Below are 21,373 nucleotides of genomic sequence, written 5' to 3'. Positions count from 1 at the left end.
TGCCGGGCATCTCCCCCTCAAGGGGGGAGATTGGCTGGCATCGATGACGGCGCTTATCCTGCAACACTTGCGGTTGGCGGCAACGGCCGTGAGAGCGTAATCTCCCCCCTTGAGGGGGAGATGGCCGGCAGGCCAGAGGGGGGTGTTTCCAGCGAACGCTTCCATCTAAACCCTCACCGCCCCCAACTCCATCACCGCATCCCGAAACGCCTCGCCCCGTTTCTCGAAATTCTGGAACTGATCGAAGCTCGCGCAGGCGGGCGAGAGCAGCACGACCGGCTCTTCCGTCTTATCCTGCCCTGCATCGCGCGCCGCGTGCTCCACCGCAGCGGCAATCGTGCCCGAGATCTCATAAGGAACCGCCTCGCCCAGGGTGGCCGCGAATTGCGGGGCAGCTTCGCCGATGAGATAGGCCTTGGCGATACGGGGGAAGAATCCTGAGAGCGACGCGATGCCGCCTTCCTTCGGTAGGCCGCCCGCGATCCAGTAAATGCGCGGGAAGGACGACAGCGCGGGTGCCGCAGCGTCCGCATTGGTTGCCTTGGAATCGTTGATGAACAGAACCTTGCCGAGCCGCGCCACCTGCTCCATGCGGTGGGCGAGGCCGGGGAAGGATTTGAGCCCCTCGCGGATTTCCTCGATATCGAGACCGACAGTCAGACAGGCGGCGACGGCGGCAAGGGCGTTCTGCGCATTGTGCTCGCCGCGCAAGGAGCCGATGCCTTCGAGGGAGACAATTTCTTCCGCCCTACCCCCGCTCGCGCGCATCAGCCGCGCCCCATCGGCATAAAGCCCTTCGGTCAGGGGCTGGCGCTTGGAAATACGGATGACGGTCTTGCCCGTCCGCTCCAGCCTGTCGGCGATCTGGCTGCAATAGCTGTCATCGACGCCGACAATCGCCGCGCCGCTCCCCGCCACCAGCCGCTCCTTGATGTCGGCATAATGCTGCATGGTGCCGTGCCGGTCGAGATGATCGGGCGTCAGGTTGAGGAGAATGCCGGCGGTCGGATTGATCGAAGGCGCAAGGTCGATCTGGTATGAGGAACACTCCACGACATAATGCCGCTCAAGCGATGGCGGTTCCAGCGTCATGACAGCCGTGCCGATATTGCCGCCCAGCTGCACATCCCGGCCCGACGCTCTGATGATATGCGCGATCAGCGCCGTGGTGGTGGATTTGCCATTGGTGCCGGTGATGGCAATGAACGGGCAATCCGGCGCGGTCCGATTCCGCTCGCGGACGAACAGTTCGATATCGCCGATGATCTCCACCCCCGCCGCCCTGGCGAGGTCCACGCTCCAATGCGGGCGCGGATGGGTGAGCGGGACGCCCGGCGAAAGCACGAAGGACGAAAAGCCTTTCCAGTCCGCCTGCCTCAGATCGCCGGTCGGGATGCCCGCCGCATTGGCCCGCTCGACGCTGGCGGGATTATCGTCCCATGCCAGCACATTGGCCCCGCCCTCCTGGATCGCCCGCGCCGTGGCGATGCCGGAGCCGCCGAGCCCGAACAGCGCAACCGATTTGTCCTTGAAGGAATGGGCGGGGATCATGCGTTTATCTCAGCTTCAATGTAGAAAGGCCGATAAGGGCGAGGATGATCGAGACGATCCAGAACCGGATCACCACCTGGCTCTCGGTCCAGCCCTTCTTTTCGAAATGATGGTGGATCGGCGCCATCAGGAAGACGCGGCGGCCCGTGCGCTTGAACCAGCCGACCTGGATGATGACAGACAGCGCCTCGACCACGAACAGTCCGCCAATAATGGCAAGCACGATCTCATGCTTGGTCGCCACCGCCACCGCGCCGAGAAGCCCGCCCAGCGCCAGCGAGCCGGTGTCGCCCATGAAGATTGCAGCGGGCGGCGCGTTGAACCAGAGAAAGCCGAGCCCCGCCCCGATGACGGCGCCCAGAACCACGGCAAGCTCGCCCGTGCCGGGGACGAAGTGGATTTGCAGGTAATCCGCGAAGATCGCATTGCCCGAGAGATAGGCGATGAAGCCGAAGGATGCCGCGGCCACCATGACAGGCACGATAGCCAGCCCGTCGAGGCCATCAGTCAGATTGACCGCATTGCCCGCGCCGACGATGACGAAGGCGGCGACCGGGATGAAGAACAGCCCAAGATTGAGGACGAATTGCTTCAGGAACGGAAAGGTCAACGAAGAGGAGAATGGCTCCTGCCCGGCATGCATGATGAACCAGCCGGCAATGGCCGCGATAATGAATTCGATGCCGAGCCGCGCCTTGCCGGAAAAGCCCTTGTCCGACTGCTTGGTGACCTTGAGGTAATCGTCATAGAAGCCGATCGCGCCGAAGCCGATCGAAACAAGCAGCGCCACCCAGACATAGACGCTCGTCAAATTCGCCCACAGGAAGGATGAGGCGAGGATGCCGAACATGATCATCAGCCCGCCCATGGTCGGCGTTCCCGCCTTCTTGAAATGGGTCTGCGGACCGTCCGCGCGGATCGGCTGGCCCTTGCCCTGCCGGATGCGCAGGGAGTTGATGATCATGGGCCCGAACAGGAAGACCAGCAGCGCCGACGTGATCAGTGCCCCGCCGGTGCGGAACGTGATGTATCGGAACACGTTGAACCCGGGCACATAATCGGAAAAATGGGTCAGAAGCGTCAGCATAAGGATTGCGATCCCCCTTGGCATGACTCCGAAGGTTGCCGGCTTCGGAAACATGCGAGAACAACGATTTTAACGCAGGATACCTACGCACCCCGCCCTTGGAACACGGCTACTCAGCCGCTTCCATGGAGTCGGCAGGCGGGTACTTGTCGAGCAGCGCCTTGACGATCCGGGAAAATCCGATCCCTTTCGACGATTTCACCATGACGGCATCGCCCGGGCGGAGCGCCTTGATCACCAGCGGCTGCAACTCCTCGACGCTCTGCCTGTATTCTGTGTGAATTTCAACCGGCAACCCATCGGGAAGCACAGACATCTCCGGCCCGCCGATAAAAAGCAGGTCCACATCCGCATTCTCGATCGGTTTTGCCAGGTCGCGGTGCAGTTGCGCCGAATGCTCGCCCAGCTCCAGCATGTCGCCGAGAACGGCGATGCGCCGCCCCTCGCCTTCCGGCTGGGCAGACTTCAACAGATCGAGCGCCGCCCGCATCGAGGTCGGATTGGCGTTGTAGCTTTCGTCGATCAGCGTGATATCGCCTTGCGGATGGCGCAGGCGATAGCGCGCCCCGCGGCCTCCCTCAGGTCTGAGCGTGGCGAGCGCCATGGCCACCTTTGCCACATCCGCGCCCACCAGATGCGCCGCGCCGAGCGTCGCCAGCGCGTTCCACACGATATGCCGCCCCGGCGCGCCGATCTTCACCACCGCTTCCTGCCCGGCCAGGGATGCCGTCAGGCAGGAGCAATTGGGCAGAAGCTTGACCTTCTCCGCGCGGTAATCGGCCCCTTCGCTCTCGCCGAAGGTGCGGACATGCGCAACACCGGCCTTTTCCGCCAATTCCTTCAGCAAGCTAAAGCGCTCGTCATCCCGGTTGAGAAGCGCATAGCCGTCCGGCTCGACGCCTTCGAAGATTTCCGCCTTTGCCGCGGCGATTTCGTTCAAATCCTTGAAATGGCCGAGATGGGCGGGCGCGATCAGCGTGATAACGGCCACATGCGGGCGCACCATCTTGACCAGCGGGCGGATTTCATTGGCATGGTTCATGCCGATCTCGAACACGCCATATTCGGTATCGTCAGGCATCCGCGCCAGCGTCAGCGGCACGCCCCAATGATTGTTGAAGGAGGCGACCGAAGCATGGACCTTGCCGGCCCCTGACAGCACATGCCGCAGCGCCTCCTTGGTCGTCGTCTTGCCGACAGAGCCCGTCACGGCGACGATCTTTGCCTTCGAGCGCGCCCGCGAGGCGATGCCCAGCCGCACCAGCCCTTCCAGCACATCGTCGACCACGATCATCGGCATCTGCAATTTGCCGAGCGCTGGCAGCTTCGATTCCGCCACAACGATCAGCCCCGCCCCTGCCGCCATGGCAGCGGTCGCGAAATCATGGCCGTCGAACATATCGCCCTTGATGGCAAAGAACGCCTCGCCCGGCTTTAGCGTGCGCGTATCGATGGAAATGCCGTTTATGCCCTCAGGCAATGTGCCGACGGGCCTGCCGCCCATCGCCTCGACCATATCGGCGGATGTCCAAAGCCAACTCATTTCAATCGTTCCTTGAGCGCGGCGGCCACTTCGGCGTGGTCGGAGAAGGGATGCGTCACCCCGCCGATGGTCTGGCCTTCCTCATGCCCCTTGCCCGCGACGATGAGCGTGTCGCCCGATTGCATCATGTTGACAGCGGTGCGGATCGCCTCGCGCCGGTCGCCGATCTCCACAGCGCCGGGGGCTGCCGCCAGAATCTGCGCGCGGATGCTTGCGGGCACCTCAGAGCGCGGATTGTCATCGGTGACGATGACCACATCGGCAAGGCGCGTCGCGATTTCGCCCATCATCGGGCGCTTTCCCGTGTCGCGGTCGCCGCCGCAGCCGAAGACGACGATGACGCGGCCCGTAGTGAAGGGACGCACGGAGGTGAGCACATTTTCCAGCGCATCCGGCTTATGCGCGTAGTCGACATAGGCGGGCGCGCCATCCTCGGTCGCCCCGACGAGATCGAGACGGCCCGGCGCGCCCTTCAGCCGCTCCAGCGCCCGCATCGCCGCCGCGGCCGGAACGCCTGTCGCAATCGCCAGTCCCGCCGCGACCAGTGCGTTGGCCACCTGGAAGTCGCCCGCCAGTGGCAGGCTGATCTCGTGAATGTCGTCTCCGATCCGCACTTCCGCATGCTGGCGAAAGCGCTCATGCTCCACGCGCTTCAGCGCGATGAAGGTGCCCTTGCGTCCGACCGTCAGCACCTCATTGCCCGCCGCCTTCGCCACATCGATGGCGCGCTGCGAGAACTCGTCATCGGCAAAGATGACCGCCGGAGCGCCCTTCGGCAGCAGCGTATCGAACAGCCGCAGCTTGGCTGCAAGATAATCGTGGACGGTCGGATGATAATCCATATGGTCGCGTCCGAGATTGGTGAACGCGCCCGCCGCCAGCTTCACGCCGTCGAGGCGGCGCTGGTCGAGCCCGTGCGATGACGCCTCCATCGCCGCGTGGGTGACGCCCTCTTCCGCCAGTTCGCGCAGAACGCGGTGCAGTTCCACCGGGTCCGGCGTCGTCAAGGAGCCATAGTCGCTACGCGTCGGCGAGAACACGCCGGTCGTGCCGATATTGGCTGCTGGAAAGCCCGCATCAGCCCAGATCTGCCGCGTGAACGATGCGACGGACGTCTTGCCGCTCGTGCCTGTCACGGCAACCATGATTTCCGGCTGCTCGCCATGAAAGGCGGCGGCAGCGAGCGCGAAGGTCCGGCGCGGGTCTTCCACGCGGATCACAGGTACATTCAGCGCGCCGATCTTCGCATCCGGCCCGGCGATGAGGGCGACCGCGCCGCGCGAAACGGCATCGGCGGCGAATGCACCGCCATCCGCCTTCACGCCCTTCAGCGCTGCGAAGAGATAGCCCTCGCGCACATTGCGTGAATCCGACGTCAGCCCGGTGATGTCCAATTCTCCGATTGCCTTATCGGGAACGCTGGAAAGATCGGCAATTTCCTTCAATTTCATATGGAGTCCAGACATTTTCTCTACAGGCTGTCCGTTTCTATAGGCTATGCGCGTGGCGAATCAGTCATCGGCGTTAAGGTCGTATGAAACCAGCATGGGCTCGCCTTCTTGGCTGAAATCGGGCTTTACCCCCAAAAATGAGGCGGAACGGCGAATAATGTTCGATACCATCGGCGCGGCGTTGAGACCGGCGGTGGCCGTGGCTTTGCCGGGCTCCGGTTTCGGCTCGTCAATGATCGTCAGCACGATATAGGTTGGATCGTCCATCGGGAAGGCAGCGAGGAAGGCGTTGAAGCGCACATCCTTGGCGTAGCGGCCCCCCACCACCTTTTCCGCCGTGCCGGTCTTGCCGCCGACGCGATAGCCCGGAACCGTCGCCCGCTTGCCCGACCCGCCCGGCGCCGTCGCGTTGAGGCGATAGAGATAGCGCATATCGTTGCTGGTCTTGGCGCTGACCACCTGCTGGGCGACCGTGTTCGCCTGCTCTTCGCTGCGCGGCAGGAATGTGGGCGGCATGAGCTTGCCGCCATTCATCAGCGCCGCCGCGCCAACGGCCACCTGCAAGGGCGTCGTCATCATGCCGTGGCCGAAGGAGATGGTCATGGAATGGACCTTCTTCCACACCTTCGGCTCCACCGGGCGCGCGACCTCGGGCAGCTCCGTCTCCATACGGTCAAGCAGGCCGAGGCGCTTCAGGAATGCACGATGCCCGTCCACCCCGACCAGCTGCGCCTCATGGCCGGAGCCGATATTGGACGAATAGAGAAACACTTCCGTCAGCGTCAGCGGGCGGCCCTTGCCGTGGAAGTCGCGGATCATCTGCCGCCCGAACCGGAGCGGCTTCGAGGCGTCGAACACCGTATTCAGCGTCGCGCCGCCATCGTTCAGTGCCATGGCGGTGGTGAAGCTCTTGATCGTCGAGCCCATCTCGTAGGTGCCCGCCGACATGCGGTTGAGATGGTCCTTGTCGAGCGCGTTGACCGGGTTGTTGGGGTCGTAATCCGGTACCGACGACATGGCCAGCACCTCGCCAGTCTTGGCATTCAGCACCACCGCACCCGCCGCAATTGCACGGTAGCGCTGCATTGCCTGGACGAGCTCGTCGCGCACCACATGCTGGACCCTGAGGTCGATGGAAAGCTTGACCGGCTCCAGCGCTTCCTGCGCGGCAAGGCCGGTCGATTGCAGGTCCGTCAGCCCCTGGCTGTCGATATATTTCTCCATCCCCGCAATGCCCTGATTGTCGATATTGACAAGGCCGAGGATATGCGACGCGGTGGGGCCCCCGGGATAAAAGCGCTTCTTCTCCGTGCGGAAGCCGACGCCGGGAAGCCCCAGCGCCATGATCTGGCTCTGCTGGCGCGGCGTCAGCCCGCGCTTGACCCACACGAAGCCCGCGCCGCTCTTCAATTTCTTATAGGTCGCTTCCCAGTCGAGATCGGGCAGCACCGTCGAGAGCATTTCGATGGTCTCATCAGGATCGACGATGCGCTTCGGTTCGGCAAAGAGCGAGAAGGTCTTGATGTCGGTTGCCAGGACCTCGCCATTGCGGTCGAGGATATCGGGCCGCGAGGCAAGATTCTGTACCGCCGGCCCCGAGGAGCCGTACTCGTCGTCGCCCTGCATGCCGTAATAGACGAGCCGCCCGCCAATGACGGCATAAATGCCGATGAAGCAGGTCATCGCCATGATCAGGCGGTTGCGGGCGCGGTTGCCGTTTTTCTTGCGCACCCCTTCGAAGGCAATCGGTTTCTGCACGGGAGCGTTCACTGGCCCTGCTCCACGCTGCCGGTTTTCATGCTGTCGGTCTGGTTGATAACAGCCAGAAGCTCGTCGCTGGAAGAAATGATGTTCTCGATATCATCAGGCGCGCGCTCAGGCACATCGTCGATACTGACGATCTGGTGGGGATCGATGGGCGCGAGATTGAGCTCTGTACGATAGATTTCGGAGAGCTTCTGCAGCCGGTTCGGCTGGGTGAGCAAGCTCCAGTCCGCCTTGAGCAGAGTGATCGTGTCCTTCTCGAAATCGATTTTGCGCTGGAGCACGCGAATATCGGCCATCCGCTTCTCAGCGTCATATTTGATCTTATAGGTCACGGTCGCCGCCGCCAGCATGATCGTGATCAGGATGATGTCGAAGGTACGCAGCACTCTTAAACCCTCGGATTATGAATGTCGGGAAGCTTGGGCAGCCCGAATAAGGATAGGTCCGCCTTCAGCGGCGGATTGCCGGTTCTGATCCCGGCGCGCAGCTTGGCCGAGCGCGCCCGCGGATTGCGTTCCTCCTCTTCGCTGGTCGGGCCGACGGCGCCCTTGGTCAACGGCGTGAAACTGGCCTGCCGCTCATGAACCTGCGGCAGATGGCGCGAGCCGCCCGCGCTCCCTTCACGGTCGGCGAAGAAACGCTTGACGATGCGGTCCTCCAGCGAATGGAAGGTGACGACCACCAGCCGCCCGCCCGGCTTCAACACTTGCTCCGCCGCGAACAGCGCCCGTGCCAATTCCCCGAGTTCATCATTGACGAAGATGCGCAACGCCTGAAAAACCCGCGTCGCCGGGTGGATGCGGTCTTTCGGGTTGCGCCCCACCAGTGCCTCGATGGCATTGGCAAGGTCGCGGGTTCGCGTGAACGGCTCGGCTTCCCGGCGCTTCTCGATCATCCGGGCAATGCGGCCCGCATGGCGCTCCTCGCCGAGGAAATTGAAGATGCGCGCCAGATCGCCCGCCTTCAGGCGGTTGACCACATCGGCGGCGCTGACGCCCTCGCCCGACATGCGCATGTCGAGCGGCCCGTCCTTCTGGAAGGAGAACCCCCGCTCCGCCTCGTCGATCTGCATGGAGGAGACGCCGATGTCGAGAACGATACCGTCAGGCTCGCCTGTTACCAGCGTATCGAGATCGGAAAACCGGCCCTGCACCAGCGTCAGCCGGCCGGGAAATTCCTTTTCCATGGCGCGGCCCGCTGCGATCGCGGTCGGATCGCGGTCGATGGCGGTGACGGAAACGCCGCTCTCCAGGATGCGCCGCGTATAGCCGCCCGCCCCGAAGGTACCGTCGACGATATGCTTGCCAGGCTGCGGGTCCAGCGCCGCGACGACTTCATCGAGGAGAACCGGAATGTGGCGGGCCGGTCCGCCATCGGCCAGAGGTCCGTTATGAGAACCCTCTTCGCCGTGGCCCGCCATCATTCCGTTCCCCCTTGGGGCGGTAATGCCGCCCCGCCTAGCGCCTGCCGCCGCACGGCCAGCCTCCGGCGCACCGTCGCGCGATGTTCCTCGAACTGCTCCGGCTGCCACATCTGAAAATGCGTGTTCGCTCCCGCGAACGTCACCTCTTGCGCAATGCCCGTATGTTCCCGGATAAAATCCGTCACCGTGATGCGCCCATCCTGATCGAGCTTTAGAAACGTGCCGTCCGCATGGAGATAAAAAGACATGTCGTCCGCCGTTTCCGCAAAAGGATCCTCGTTTGTCAGCCGCCCGTCGTAGCGCGTCAGGAAATCCGGCCCGCCGACGTCGAGCGCCGGGAGATGGAGCGAGCGCAAGGCGTAGAGCTCCGCATGCCCGGCTTTCTGAATCAATGAACGGAAATGCGCGGGAACGGAGACCCGCCCCTTCACATCGATCCTGTTCGTTACATGACCCAGAAACCGGTCCACCAGTGACTACCGCCGTTCCCGCTGCATCTATCCCATGCCGCCCCATGAAGAAAACCCTGGCGCGGCCATAAAAATTCGCACGAACGAGCGGCATCCGGGCTGCAAGCCCAGCCTGACGGCCCCACACGACCGCCCCTGACCATGTCGGGAAACACCGCATCGAACGAAGATCATCGATGTTACGAATGGTTATCATGGGACACTATGGGCGTCAACGGGATCAGGCTACACACACATGGGAACGCGCCCAATCGCAGGCGCATTTCCACTCTTCCCCGATTTATCGAATATTAAGCTTAAAGAAGCGTTAGCCAGAGGGACGGCGGTGTCCTATGCGATCCCGAGGAAGACGGCCAGCGAGCGTGTCACGGCTAGCATCGTTTCATCATCAAGGCGCCCAAAGGGGGACCCTAAACGGTCGCGCCTCGCCGACATAGCCTTGTCAATCATCACTTGCGATGGTTTGCGCAACCCATTTTCGGCAGTTGGCTGAACCGTAATGCGAAGAAGAGGGGCGTCCACCAGCGTTCCAGACATCAGGAGCACGGTAACTGTACCCGTATCCTCAAACTGGTCCGACTGAATGATAAGCGCCGGGCGGGGCTTGGCAAAATCGCCCGGCATTGCGACGGTGAAGAGATCACCGCGCCTCACCTGTCTGTCTCGTCCAGATCGAACAATGCTGCATCCATGAAAGCGTCCAGATCGCGATCGGCAGCATCGGCGGCGGCCACAAGACGTGCTTGACGCCTGCACTCGTCGGCAAAGCCGCGCTGACGCGTATCCGGAACCCAAATCTGCACCGGACGCAGCCCCGCCGCGCGTAACGCCTCCCGCCGCTTTTTAACGCGTGCATTGACCGGAGTAGGCATGATGAAATCTCCATCGGCTTGTTACATGTAACATAATGCGAAAGTCTTCCCGTGGCAAGACGCCTCCCCCGCCCTCTCACACACCTCACAAAAACCTGATTTGTGCGCTCAACTTAATTATGCGCTGTAGCGCCGCGTGGGGGACGCAACCTTGAGAGGAACCGTCTGACATGGCACAAGAACGGGAAGAATTGATGCCGCTGGGTCTCGCTCCGCGCGGCTATCGCGGCGTCATCCATGAGATTACGCCCGCGACCTCGTCCAGCCTTTCGCCTGAGGAAATCGAGCGCCGCCTGCTGGAGCTAGGCTTCAGCGAAGGAGCGGAAGTCTCCGTGCTGCATGAAGGCCCCGTTGCCCGCGATCCGATTGCGGTGCGCGTCGGCGGGGTCGTCGTGGCGCTGCGGCGGCAGGAGGCGATGGCCATTCTCACCCGTGAAGACCCATATCGCGAAGGCCCTTGCCATGCTTGAAGTCAACATGCAGAAGGTCCGCCGCATTGCCCTCGTCGGCGCGCCCAATTGCGGCAAGACCGCCCTCTTCAATGCCTTGACCGGTAGCCGCCAGAAGGTCGGCAATTATGCAGGCGTCACTGTCGAGCGCAAGAAGGGCATCGCCCTGACGCCCGGCGGCCGTTCGCTCGAGATCGTCGATCTGCCGGGCACCTATTCCCTGCGCGCCCGCAGCCCCGACGAGGAAATCACCCGTGACGTCGTTCTCGACCGCAGGCCGAACGACACGCCCGATCTTCTCCTCGCCGTCGCCGACGCCACGAACTTACGCTCCGCCTTCCGTCTGGTGTCCGAACTGATCCGCACCGGCAAGCCGCTGGTGCTGGTCCTCAACATGATCGACATCGCCCGCCATCGCGGCATCGAGATCGACATGGACAAGCTTTCGACGCTGCTCGGCATCCCCGTTGTCGCCGCCTGCGCAGTGCGCCGCGCCCAGATGGCCGACCTGTGGCAGATGCTCGACACGCTCTCGGAGAAGGATGCACCGGAGAGGCGCGAAAACATCTGGTCCGAGCCATCAGCCGCGCAATTGCGCGGCCTGCAGCGCGAAGCCGACCGGCTGATTTCAGAGACGGTGCGTTATCCCGAAAAGCCCGATACGCTGACGACGCGCATCGATTCCGTGCTCCTCCATCCCATCGCCGGGCTGGTTGTGCTCCTGACCGTGCTTTTCCTGATGTTCCAGGCGGTCTTCGACTGGGCGCAGCCGGTGATGGACCTGATTACGGATGGATTCAATGTCCTCGCCACGATGATCCAGCAGGTGATGGGGCCGGGCCTGATCGAGAGCTTCCTCGTGGATGGCGTCATCGGCGGGGTCGGCAATGTCATTACCTTTCTGCCGCAGATCCTGATCATGTTCCTGTTCATCCTCCTTCTGGAGGATCTGGGCTATATGGCCCGCGCGGCCTTCCTGATGGACCGGATCATGGGCGGCGTCGGCCTCCACGGGCGGGCATTCATTCCGCTCCTGTCGAGTTTCGCCTGCGCCATTCCGGGCATCATGGCGGCCCGTGTGATCGACAATAAGCGCGACCGGCTGACCACCATCCTCGTCGCCCCGCTGATGACCTGCTCGGCCCGTATCCCGGTTTATACCTTGATTATCGCTGCCTTCATCCCGGCAACGCGCGTCGCGCACTTCCTGAGCCTCCAGGGGCTGGTCATGTTCGGCCTTTACGCGGCGGGCATCGCGAGCGCGCTCGGCGTCTCCCTCCTCGCCAAGCTCATGTTCTGGCGCCATGAGCCCGCCCCGCCCTTCATGATGGAACTGCCCGATTACAAGCTGCCGCGCCTGAAGAACGTGCTGATCGCGCTGATGACGCGGGTGAAGATGTTCTTGCATCGGGCGGGTACGACCATCTTTTCCATGGCGATGGTGATCTGGTTCCTCGCCTCCTTCCCTGCGGCTCCTGCCAACGCTACCGAGCCCGCGATCTTCTACAGCCTCGCCGCCACCATCGGCCGGCTGCTGGAGCCCCTGCTCGCCCCTATCGGCTTCACCTGGCAGATGAGCGTCGCGCTCGTCCCTGGCATGGCCGCGCGGGAGGTCGTCGTGGCGGCGCTCGGCACGGTCTATTCCATCCAAGGCGGGGATTCGGCGGCGGCCCAGGTCGGGCAGGCCCTTGCGCATAACTGGACGCTCCCCACCGCGCTTTCCTTCCTCGCCTGGTATATCTTCGCCCCGCAATGCACCTCCACCCTCGCGGTGATCAAGCGCGAAGCCGGCGGCGCGCGCTGGATGTGGATCAGCTTCGGTTATATGCTGGCACTGGCCTATATCGCGTCGTTCATCGTGTACCGCACGGCGTTGATGTTTTAGAGCATGATGCCAAAAAGTTGCAGACTTTTTGGGCAAGATCATGCGACAAAATAAAGACGAAAGCGGCAGGATTCCTTGCCGCTTCCTCCATTCCTGAAAACACTATTCCCGAAAACGGACTCCCGTTTTTCTCAATGCTCATCTATAGATAGCGCTTGTATCGCATGTTCTCTTGCCCACCCCTGTCTATAAGAAAGCCCCATGTCGATCTGGGTTCGTGTCGGTGATTTCGTAGCCAGCCTTGCGTCCTGCGCTCTGACGAGCCTCGTCGAAGGCGTGCGCACGGTGTTCGAAGGCGATCCCGAGACGCGACGCCGGGTTGCCTTTTCCATCGCCATGATCGCGCTTTCAGCCAAGATGGCACGGGCGGATGGCATCGTCACCGACCAGGAAATCCGAGCATTCCAGCACATTTTCGTCGTGCCCCAGGAGGACCAGGCCCATGTGGCGCGGCTCTACAATCTCGCCAAGCAGGACATAGCGGGCTATGAAAGCTATGCTGCGCAAATGGCGAAGCTCTGCGGCACGCAGGACCGCAACTGCAAATGCCTCGAAGATATTCTCGACGGGCTGTTCTACATTGCCAAGGCGGACGCCTATGTCCATGAGAAGGAAATGGCATTTCTCTCGCGTGTCGGCGAGATCTTCGGTTTCGACGAGGCGCATTTCGACACTATCGCTGCGCGCCATGTCGATCTGGGCGAGGCCGACCCCTACCGGGTGCTTGGGCTGCCGCGCGGCGCCAGCTTCGATGAGGCGCGGCGGCGCTATCGCCAGCTGGCGTCGGAGCACCACCCTGATCGCCTGGTGTCGCGCGGCGTGCCGCAGGAGTTTCTCGCCATCGCCAACAATCGCATCGCGGCCATAAATGGCGCATGGGAAAAGATCGAAAAGGAATTGAAGGCCGCATGAGCGACAATGAGAATGCCGCCTTTGCGCCGGACTATCCCGGTGCGACGGTTCGTCCCTCCCCCAATTTCGGCCCGCGCAAGGATGGCAAGCAGGTCTCCATCCTGATCCTTCATTATACGGGCACGGAAAACGGCGCGGTCGCCGAGGAGCTTCTGTCGACGCCGGAGAGAGAGGTCTCGGCGCATTATGTCGTGCATGAGGATGGCCGCGTCGTGCAGATGGTCGCTGAAAGCAAGCGCGCCTGGCATGCGGGCCAGAGTTTCTGGCTCGGCGAGACCGACATCAATTCCTGCTCTGTGGGTATCGAGATCGTCAATCCAGGCCCGCTCGCCGATTTCCCCGACTTTCCGGATACCCAGATCGAGGCGGTGATCGCGCTCAGCCGCGATATCTGCGCGCGCCATTCCATCGAGCCGCGAAAAATTCTCGCCCATTCGGATATAGCCCCCTTACGCAAGATCGACCCGGGCGAGAAATTTCCCTGGGAGCGGCTTTATCGCGCCGGCCTCGGCCATTGGGTGGAACCCTCGCCGATCCGCGGCGGACGCTTCCTCGCGCTGGGCGATCGGGGGCAACCCGTCGAGGCGCTGCAATCCATGCTGGCGCTTTACGGCTACTACACCCCGGTCGACGGCATACTCGGCATGGAGACGGAAGCGGCCGTCAAGGCGTTTCAGCGCCATTTTCGCCCGCAAAAAGTCGATGGCGTCGCCGATGTCTCGACCATTGAGACACTGCACAGGCTGCTTTCGGCATTGCCCGCTCTCGCGACCTAAAATATTGAAAATCAATAGTTTATTAACCTACTACTTCGGTAGGTTTAATCCATTTGTTACAAAAGTTAATGGAAAGTTACTTGCCCCGCCAATCTCTGGCTGCATTTCGCGGCCAGATCAACGGACAGTTTCCTGAGGCATTCTTAGTGGTTCAACTCCACCCGCCTCGTAAAGGAACGAAACGGGCCGGCGTTTTAGAGAAAGGGGCGGCCACTACCGAAACAGTGTAAAACGGTTAGGGTATGAGTAAAAAAATTGGTTTTGTGTGCGCCGTCGTCGGCGCGATGGGAATGCTTGGCCTCAACGCGGCACAGGCGGCACCTCACCACGAGAAACGGCACGTTACCGAGAAACGTCCGGTTCACGCAATGAAGAAGGCCAAGAGAGAGGGCGTGGCGCACATCGTCAGAACCTCCGAGGTCAAGACGGAGCATCGCGCAAAAGTCCGCCATGCGGTGCGCAAGGCGAAGCCTGCAAAGCGTGCGCAGAAGGCTCGCCTCGAGCCTGTTGCCTTGCGGAAAGTTCCGGTGCCCAGACGCGCGGAAGGCAGGGTCGAGCATTGGGGCAAAATCCCGGTCAACATCAAGGTGCGTGACGACATCATCACCAAGAACAGCACCGAGGGCGGCCTGTTAAGCAAGCTCCTCCCCGTGTCCAACCAGGTACCGGCTGCGGCGGAAGACAAGCCCTTCTCCGGCATCATCAACCATTACGCCGAAACCTATGGCGTTCCGCTGCCGCTGGCCCACGCGGTGGTCCACCACGAAAGCAATTACGATCCCGACGTGCGCGGTTCGGCAGGCGAGATCGGCCTGATGCAGGTCAAGCTCTCGACGGCGCGCAGCCTTGGCTACACCGGATCGGCGCGCGAACTCTACAACCCCGTGGTCAACGTGCAATATGGCATGAAGTACCTTGCCATGGCGCGGGAGCTTTCCGGCGGTTCGATTTGCGGCACCATCCTCAAATACAATGCCGGCCATGGCGCGACGCGCATGAACCCGATCTCGGCCAGATACTGCAACCAGGTGAAGGTCTACATGCGCTCGTTCTAAGCAGCGAAGCAATGCATGGACGAAAAAAGCCGGGCGCATGTCCGGCTTTTTTATTGCGTTTTCCCGGCAAAGCACCTTTATAGACCTATGTCAGTTGGCCGGGCAGCCGCGCCTGTCATATGCCGAAAGGCGGCAGGTGAGGAAAGTCCGGGCTCCATGGAAACACGATGCCGGGTAACGCCCGGCGGGGGCGACCCCAGGGAAAGTGCCACAGAAAGCAGACCGCCCCGCCTGCAAACCGGCCCGTTCATTGCGTTGCAACGGACCGGTTTGCTGGCGGGGTAAGGGTGAAAGGGTGGGGTAAGAGCCCACCGCGCCTCCGGCAACGGCGGCGGCAAGGTAAACCCCATCGGGAGCAAGACCGAATAGGGACGGCGTGCCGGGCGCAAGCCCGGCGATCGGTTTCCGGATCAGCCGTCCGGGTAGGTTGCAAGAGGCGGGTGGCGACATCCGTCCCAGATGAATGGCTGCCACGTTGGGCGAAAGCCCAGCCATACAGAACCCGGCTTACAGGCCAACTGACATTGTTTTCCAAAGGGCTTTCAATGGTACGTCGCGGGAAACGGGACGTTTCAAGCAGTAAGAGGCCCTACAGCTTCTCGCCCGGCATTTTGCTCGCCTGTCTCACCCAGTCGGCGAATTGCGCCTCGTCGAACTGGCCCTCGTAGATATCGAGATAGCGCACTTCCTTCTGCTTCGATCCGCCCGGCGGCACCGGATCGAGCGACGTGCCGCGGAAAAAGCTCACCTTGATATATTTCGCAAAGCAATGGAGGCCGAGGAACCAGCGTTCCTCCTCCACCCCGTAGAGCGGCGAGTTCCATTTGACCGCCTTGCGGACATTGGGAACCTCGCGAACGATAATCTCATCGATCCGCTGGCCGATGGCGCTTTTCCAGCCGGGCATCGCCGCGATATAGGCCTGCACGGGGGCGTCTCCATAGCCCTTGGCGATTTGCGGATTGCCGCCCGAAAGAAGCCTGGGCTCGTCTGCCGCCTTCCTGGCAGCGGATGCCTTCGGCTTTTTCGTTTCAAGATTGAGCGCCACTGCGGCACGGATCAACTCCGCCAGCGCCTTTTCATCGATCGCGTCGCCCTCGCGGATATCGATGGCGCGCCGCACCTTGCCTTCGAGGCTGGAAGTGAACAGGCGCGCAGGGTCTTCCAGCGATGCGCCTTTCGCAAAGGTGAGCTTGACGGCGGCCTTATAGGCCTCCCCGGTGCAGATAACGCCGCCGCGCGACCAGACCGGGTTTTCCCATTTCCATTCCTCGACGATTCCAGGGTCGGCGGATTTGACGATCGCGCGGACCTTTGCCAGCGTCTCTCCGCGCCAGCCGCCCAGCTCCGCAATCCTAGCATCGATCAGCGCCGATGCCGGTTTTTCCTCATCCGCCATACGATCCTCCCTTCCCGTCCTGGCGGAATCATAACGCATTTCCAGGGAAGTAGCGACAGGCCTTGCCCTCAATTCCCCATTGCGAAATCGATCACCAGCTTGATGTTCAGCACCACGATGATGACGGCGGTGATGGCGGCCAGCGCTGTCAGCCAGCGCGGGGCGACGAGGGGGCCCATCTTGGCGCCGTTGGCGGTGAAGGCCACCAGCGGGATGACGGCGAAGGGCAGTTGCAGGCTCAGTACCACCTGCGACAGGATAAGAAGCTTCGCCGTGCCGGATGAGCCGTAGAGGATCGTGACGACAGCCGCGGGCACGATGGCGATGACGCGGGTGATGAGCCGCCGGAGCCAGGGCTTGAGACGGATATGCAGGAAGCCCTCCATGACGATCTGCCCGGCCATGGTGGCTGTGATAGTAGAGTTGAGGCCGCAGCACAGAAGCGCGATGGCGAAAAGGGTGGGTGCCATCGCCGAACCGAGCAACGGACTCAGCAGCGTATGGGCCTCCCCCAGATCCTCGACATTGGTGTGGCCGGTCGTGTGGAAACTGGCGGCGGCGAGGATGAGGATCGACGCATTGACGGCGAGCGCGAAGGTGAGCGCGATAGTGGAATCGAGCGTGGAATAGCGGATGGCGGAGCGTTTTTCCTCTATCGTGTCGCCGAAATCGCGCGTCTGGACGATGCCCGAATGCAGATAGAGATTGTGCGGCATGACCGTCGCGCCGATGATGCCGAGCGCGAGATAGAGCATATTAGGATTGGTGACGATGTCGGTTGTCGGCGCGAAGCCGCGCAGCACCGCGCCCCATTCCGGATCGGCCATGACGATCTGAACGAGAAAGCAGACCGCGATGACGCCCAGAAGGGCGATGATGAACGCCTCGACGAGGCGGAAGCCCTTGTTTTGCAGATAGAGCACCAAGAGCACGTCAAGCGCGGTGAGGATCACGCCGATTTCGAGCGGAAGGCCGAAAAGCAGGTTGAGGCCGATGGCCGTACCGATGACTTCGGCCAGATCGGTGGCGCAGATGGCGATTTCGGCCAGCACCCATAGCGGAAAGGACACCCAACCAGGGTAAGCATCGCGGCACGCCTGCGCCAGGTCGCGGCCCGTTGCGATGCCCAACCGCGCGCACAGCGATTGGAGAATGACCGCCATGATGTTGGAAAGGAGCGCGACGACCAGCAGAGTATAGCCGAATTGCGAGCCCCCGGCGAGCGACGTCGCCCAGTTGCCGGGGTCCATATAGCCGACGGCGACGAGATAGCCGGGCCCGAAAAAGGCCAGCGCCTTGCGCCAGCTGGGCCCGGTCTTGCGCACGGCAATCGTCCTGTGAACCTCGGAAAGCGAAGCCTCCCCGCGCTCACGCCGCCATCCGTTAAGCGTTAACTCACGCCCGGCTTCTCCCGCCGCCGGTTTCCTCGCCGCCGATGCATACTGGTCCATGTATTTCATCCGATTTATGCAATTGCAAATTATTTGCAATTAATAGAGAGGAGATGACAATCGGTCAAGAGGGGCGCTTGGCATGATGGAAGCTTGGACGTTTTCGATTTCCCGCTAGCCGCAACAGCATGAATGCTCCAGATTTCCGGTTACACCAGACCGCACAAACGAGCGGCGGGCACGCTTTGCCAGCCGCTCGCCCCGCCGGATGGCGGAGAATGTTTAGAGGTGAACCGGCGAACGCGCTTCGGTAGCCGAAGGCGACGCCTTGCTCCCGCGGAACTTCTCCGCCAGCCACGCCGCGATGGTCCGCGGCTTGATGTTTAAGAGGCGTTGCGCGCTGGTCTTCTCGGCGATGACGTCCTCCGGCACCTGTGCCAGCGTATTGTAAAACTTGACGACGCCTGCCGCCGCCGGCGCGCCCAGTATCGGTGAAAGTAGCGCGCCGAATTCTTCGGGCGTTATCGTTTCATAGGAAACATCGTGCCCGAGCGCGCTTGCGAAGCCATCGGCAAGTTGCGGCCCGGTCAAGCCCGGCAACTGTCCCACGCCCACAATGCCGCTGATCGCGGTGTCCGTTAGCAGGCGTGCGGCAACATCGGCGACGTCAAGATGCGAGCACCACGAGGCAGCGAAATTCCCGGCAAGCGGATAGCGCAGAGCGTCCTCCAGCTTTATCGGCTTGAAGACTGGTGGCAAAAGCAGATTTTCCAGATAGAGCCGCGTCGCCATGATGGCATGAGACACGCCGCTTTCCTCGACGCCGCGTATCAGGATCGCAATAGCGCTGTCGTCAGGGGTTTGCAGCGGCGTACCCGGCTGATCGATGACGGCACCGCTCGTGGTGATGACCACCCGCTTTGGCCTGCCCTGGCGGATGGCTTCGACAATGTTGCGGGCATATTGAACGCGGCCCTCCTCCGCTCCCAACGGGATATGGATGAACACCCCGTCAGCGTCCCGATAAGCGGCAACCAGCGAGTTGACCGAACCAAGATCCACCTTGATGGCAGGCTTTCCCTTAAGGCTGGAAATGTCCCGGACTGCGCCGAGAACCGATTTTCCGCTTTCGAGGAGGAGGTTATATAGCGGGGCGCCCTGGGCGCCGGTGGCTCCGTGAATGATATAGGCCATGATAGTCTCCTATGCTCATCCTCTCCTGGCCTTTCACATAGGTAGGCGGCGCGCATAGTCCTCAAGCATCACCGTCAAATAGAAGTGATCAGAACGGAGAAAATTTCAGATTTTACCTAGTAAACCCATAATATACTATTTTTATATTTAAATTCTCATCACCTCCTTTTGAATAACCAATGCCATAGTCAGACCTATATCCACGCAAGGACAGGCATCAACACAGGAAAACGCAATGACCGATCCTGAACCAATCGCCTGCCTCGGCGCGGGGCGCATGGGCTGCGGCATCGCCGTGGTGTGGGCCTATGCCGGGCATCCGGTGAAGCTCGTGGATTTCAAGGAGCGCAGCGAAGACGATTTCAGGACGCTCAAAGCCGGCGCCCTCAATGGAATTCGCGGCGTGCTCTCCAACCTTTCCGGCTTTGGCATGTTCGATGCCGCTCGGATCGATACGATCATGTCGCGCGTCGGCATCGTATCCCGGCAGGAGGCGAAGGATGCACTTTCGTCAGCCGCTCTCATCATCGAAGCCCTGCCCGAAGTGCTCGACATCAAGCGCGGCGCGCTGGCAAGCGCCTCCGCGCTCGCTGGTCCTTCGCCGATCATCGCATCGACCACATCGACCATTCTCGTCGATGATCTCTCCAGCGCCGTTTCGCAGCCCGAGCGCTTTCTCAACGCGCATTGGCTAAACCCGGCCTATCTCATGCCCCTCGTCGAAATGTCGCCCGGCAAAAAGACCGATCCGGCAGTGACCGCGCGCCTCAAGAAGATGCTCGAAACCATCGGCAAGATGCCAGTCATCTGCGCAGCGTCGCCCGGCTATATCGTGCCGCGCATCCAGACGCTGGCGATGAACGAAGCCGCGCGGCTGGTTGAACAAGGTGTCGCCAGCGCCGAGGATATCGACAAGGCGACAAAATATGGCCTTGGCTTCCGCTTCGCCGTGCTTGGGGTTCTGGAATTCATCGATTGGGGTGGCGGCGACACGCTGTTCTATGCCAGCCGCGACCTCGCCAGAGAGCTGAACAGCCCCTGCTACGCCTCGCCCGATATCATCGACAGCAACATGGCGCAGGGCCGCATCGGCCTCAAGACCAAACGCGGCTTTCTCGATTATGAAGGCATGGATATAAATGCATATCGCGACGAACGCCTGAAAGCATTCGTCGCGATGCTCCGTCATCTGGATCTGGTCAAGCCGCCGGTGGTCTAGAGCCCCCGGCCAGCGTCACAGACCGAACCGCTCTTACTGCACGCCCAGCGCCTTCTTGGCCTCCAGTGCGGCCGCGTCGCCTGCCTGCTGCACCAGCGCGTCGCTCTGGCCGGCGGCCCTGGCGGCGGCTTCTGCAGCGGAACGCGCCTCGTTGACGGCGGCAGCCTTCTGCTCCGGCGTCATCGAGCTTGCCAGCGTCTGGTCGATCTTGGACACTTCGTTCTCGACCGCAGCCGCCGTATTGCCGCCCGTCTCGTTGTCCGAGCAACCGGTAAGGGCGAGCAGGGAAACCGCGGCCATCGCAAGAATGTACTTCTTCATGGTATAATCCTCTTGGACGATTATCTCGAAATTTCCGCAGTAAACCCGCGTGAAATCGCCAGGATTATTAAAGTACAATCATGAGATAAGCTTTAAGTACTGCGATAAATATTTAATTTTACAAATAAAAACGCTCCGGCATTTCTGCCGGAGCGTTTCTGGATGCCGCATCCCCTTTGGGATATTCACGCTCGCCTTACTGGCTGGGGGTCGTCGTGCCAGGCTGCGAGGGCGACGTGCCAGGCTGGGAAGGCGTCGTGTTGTTTGCGGGCGGCTGCGACGGCGTCGAGGGCGTCGAAGGCTGCGTTGCCGGTGGCTGCTCCGCCGGTGGGTTCGCATTGTTATTGTTGCCGCTGTCGTTGCAGGCGGCCAAGCCCAGCACCGAAAGCGCGGCAGCCGATACGATCAAAAACTTCTTCATAGTACTCTCCTTTATCATCCCGGGTTATCAAATAAGTCCCCACGGACAGAGAACCTCATCGGGAAAACGGGCAATATCGTGGAAAGTTCCTGTCAACTTGCGTTACATGCCGTTACACAGCCCTACTTATGCCGATTTTGGCGGAGCGATCGCAAAAACGGACCCATCAAGCCATCGTTACCGGCTT

General features: G+C 61.6%; 21 protein-coding genes and 1 other RNA gene. 7 read left to right on the top strand and 15 right to left on the bottom strand.

Annotated features, from left to right (window positions below):
• Nucleotides 1–165 precede the first annotated feature (165 nt).
• The 10 genes from murD to ACOWVG_RS13295 all read right to left on the bottom strand — a co-directional run bounded on the left by murD (nt 166) and on the right by ACOWVG_RS13295 (nt 10,164).
• The gene (gene murD, locus ACOWVG_RS13340) at nt 166–1,551 is read right to left on the bottom strand and encodes a UDP-N-acetylmuramoyl-L-alanine--D-glutamate ligase (RefSeq protein ID WP_420962708.1); all 1,386 of its coding nucleotides are present in this window, start codon (nt 1,549–1,551) and stop codon (nt 166–168) included.
• A gap of 4 nt (nt 1,552–1,555) precedes the next feature.
• Nucleotides 1,556–2,638 (bottom strand): phospho-N-acetylmuramoyl-pentapeptide-transferase, encoded by a 1,083-nt coding sequence (gene mraY / locus ACOWVG_RS13335; protein WP_420962707.1) that lies wholly within the window; start codon nt 2,636–2,638, stop codon nt 1,556–1,558.
• Nucleotides 2,639–2,747: 109 nt separating this feature from the next.
• Entirely contained in the window at nt 2,748–4,181 is a 1,434-nt protein-coding gene (locus tag ACOWVG_RS13330) for a UDP-N-acetylmuramoylalanyl-D-glutamyl-2,6-diaminopimelate--D-alanyl-D-alanine ligase (protein WP_420962706.1), read from the bottom strand.
• Nucleotides 4,178–5,632: a UDP-N-acetylmuramoyl-L-alanyl-D-glutamate--2,6-diaminopimelate ligase gene (locus ACOWVG_RS13325; RefSeq protein WP_420962705.1), complete on the bottom strand. Its 1,455-nt coding sequence runs from the start codon at nt 5,630–5,632 to the stop codon at nt 4,178–4,180. The genes ACOWVG_RS13330 and ACOWVG_RS13325 overlap by 4 nt, the downstream gene beginning before the upstream one ends.
• A gap of 60 nt (nt 5,633–5,692) precedes the next feature.
• Nucleotides 5,693–7,402: a peptidoglycan D,D-transpeptidase FtsI family protein gene (locus ACOWVG_RS13320; RefSeq protein ID WP_420962704.1), complete on the bottom strand. Its 1,710-nt coding sequence runs from the start codon at nt 7,400–7,402 to the stop codon at nt 5,693–5,695.
• Nucleotides 7,399–7,785, bottom strand: a complete 387-nt coding sequence (gene ftsL, locus ACOWVG_RS13315) for a cell division protein FtsL (protein ID WP_420962703.1) — start codon at nt 7,783–7,785, stop codon at nt 7,399–7,401. The genes ACOWVG_RS13320 and ftsL overlap by 4 nt, the downstream gene beginning before the upstream one ends.
• A gap of 2 nt (nt 7,786–7,787) precedes the next feature.
• On the bottom strand, nt 7,788–8,822 hold the full coding sequence (gene rsmH / locus ACOWVG_RS13310; protein WP_420962702.1) for a 16S rRNA (cytosine(1402)-N(4))-methyltransferase RsmH: 1,035 nt from the start codon (nt 8,820–8,822) through the stop codon (nt 7,788–7,790).
• On the bottom strand, nt 8,819–9,292 hold the full coding sequence (gene mraZ, locus ACOWVG_RS13305) for a division/cell wall cluster transcriptional repressor MraZ (RefSeq protein ID WP_420962701.1): 474 nt from the start codon (nt 9,290–9,292) through the stop codon (nt 8,819–8,821). Before mraZ ends, rsmH begins: the two co-directional genes overlap by 4 nt.
• A 330-nt stretch (nt 9,293–9,622) precedes the next feature.
• Complete coding sequence (locus tag ACOWVG_RS13300) at nt 9,623–9,946, bottom strand: type II toxin-antitoxin system PemK/MazF family toxin (protein WP_420962700.1); 324 nt, start codon at nt 9,944–9,946, stop codon at nt 9,623–9,625.
• On the bottom strand, nt 9,943–10,164 hold the full coding sequence (locus ACOWVG_RS13295) for an antitoxin MazE family protein (protein WP_420962699.1): 222 nt from the start codon (nt 10,162–10,164) through the stop codon (nt 9,943–9,945). Before ACOWVG_RS13295 ends, ACOWVG_RS13300 begins: the two co-directional genes overlap by 4 nt.
• A 170-nt stretch (nt 10,165–10,334) precedes the next feature.
• Here ACOWVG_RS13295 and ACOWVG_RS13290 point away from each other — a divergent pair, with 170 nt between their 5' ends.
• The 6 genes from ACOWVG_RS13290 to rnpB all read left to right on the top strand — a co-directional run bounded on the left by ACOWVG_RS13290 (nt 10,335) and on the right by rnpB (nt 15,767).
• Nucleotides 10,335–10,634, top strand: coding sequence for a FeoA family protein (locus ACOWVG_RS13290; RefSeq protein ID WP_420962698.1), 300 nt, complete (start codon nt 10,335–10,337; stop codon nt 10,632–10,634).
• Nucleotides 10,627–12,498: a ferrous iron transporter B gene (gene feoB / locus ACOWVG_RS13285; protein WP_420962697.1), complete on the top strand. Its 1,872-nt coding sequence runs from the start codon at nt 10,627–10,629 to the stop codon at nt 12,496–12,498. Before ACOWVG_RS13290 ends, feoB begins: the two co-directional genes overlap by 8 nt.
• Before the next feature lie 201 nt (nt 12,499–12,699).
• Nucleotides 12,700–13,410, top strand: a complete 711-nt coding sequence (locus ACOWVG_RS13280) for a TerB family tellurite resistance protein (RefSeq protein WP_420962696.1) — start codon at nt 12,700–12,702, stop codon at nt 13,408–13,410.
• Nucleotides 13,407–14,186, top strand: a complete 780-nt coding sequence (locus tag ACOWVG_RS13275) for an N-acetylmuramoyl-L-alanine amidase (RefSeq protein WP_420962695.1) — start codon at nt 13,407–13,409, stop codon at nt 14,184–14,186. Before ACOWVG_RS13280 ends, ACOWVG_RS13275 begins: the two co-directional genes overlap by 4 nt.
• A 242-nt stretch (nt 14,187–14,428) precedes the next feature.
• Complete coding sequence (locus ACOWVG_RS13270; RefSeq protein WP_420962694.1) at nt 14,429–15,241, top strand: lytic transglycosylase domain-containing protein; 813 nt, start codon at nt 14,429–14,431, stop codon at nt 15,239–15,241.
• 90 nt (nt 15,242–15,331) lie between these two features.
• Nucleotides 15,332–15,767, top strand: an RNA gene (gene rnpB, locus ACOWVG_RS13265) — RNase P RNA component class A.
• Between the two features lie 63 nt (nt 15,768–15,830).
• Here the strand turns inward: rnpB and ACOWVG_RS13260 are convergent.
• The 3 genes from ACOWVG_RS13260 to ACOWVG_RS13250 all read right to left on the bottom strand — a co-directional run bounded on the left by ACOWVG_RS13260 (nt 15,831) and on the right by ACOWVG_RS13250 (nt 19,225).
• Complete coding sequence (locus ACOWVG_RS13260) at nt 15,831–16,640, bottom strand: DUF1801 domain-containing protein (protein ID WP_420962693.1); 810 nt, start codon at nt 16,638–16,640, stop codon at nt 15,831–15,833.
• A gap of 68 nt (nt 16,641–16,708) precedes the next feature.
• Complete coding sequence (locus ACOWVG_RS13255) at nt 16,709–18,091, bottom strand: Nramp family divalent metal transporter (RefSeq protein WP_420962692.1); 1,383 nt, start codon at nt 18,089–18,091, stop codon at nt 16,709–16,711.
• 222 nt (nt 18,092–18,313) lie between these two features.
• On the bottom strand, nt 18,314–19,225 hold the full coding sequence (locus tag ACOWVG_RS13250; RefSeq protein ID WP_420962691.1) for an NAD(P)H-binding protein: 912 nt from the start codon (nt 19,223–19,225) through the stop codon (nt 18,314–18,316).
• 235 nt (nt 19,226–19,460) lie between these two features.
• Here ACOWVG_RS13250 and ACOWVG_RS13245 point away from each other — a divergent pair, with 235 nt between their 5' ends.
• Nucleotides 19,461–20,444 (top strand): 3-hydroxybutyryl-CoA dehydrogenase, encoded by a 984-nt coding sequence (locus ACOWVG_RS13245; protein WP_420962690.1) that lies wholly within the window; start codon nt 19,461–19,463, stop codon nt 20,442–20,444.
• A 33-nt stretch (nt 20,445–20,477) separates the two neighbouring features.
• Here the strand turns inward: ACOWVG_RS13245 and ACOWVG_RS13240 are convergent, their stop codons facing one another.
• Both ACOWVG_RS13240 and ACOWVG_RS13235 read right to left on the bottom strand, forming a co-directional pair.
• The gene (locus ACOWVG_RS13240; protein ID WP_420962689.1) at nt 20,478–20,765 is read right to left on the bottom strand and encodes a hypothetical protein; all 288 of its coding nucleotides are present in this window, start codon (nt 20,763–20,765) and stop codon (nt 20,478–20,480) included.
• 196 nt (nt 20,766–20,961) lie between these two features.
• Entirely contained in the window at nt 20,962–21,186 is a 225-nt protein-coding gene (locus ACOWVG_RS13235) for a hypothetical protein (RefSeq protein ID WP_420962688.1), read from the bottom strand.
• Nucleotides 21,187–21,373 lie beyond the last annotated feature (187 nt).

Source organism: Brucella sp. IR073, assembly GCF_049065735.1.
Taxonomy (GTDB): Bacteria; Pseudomonadota; Alphaproteobacteria; order Rhizobiales; family Rhizobiaceae; genus Paramesorhizobium.
This window is presented reverse-complemented; position numbering and strand designations above follow the sequence as displayed.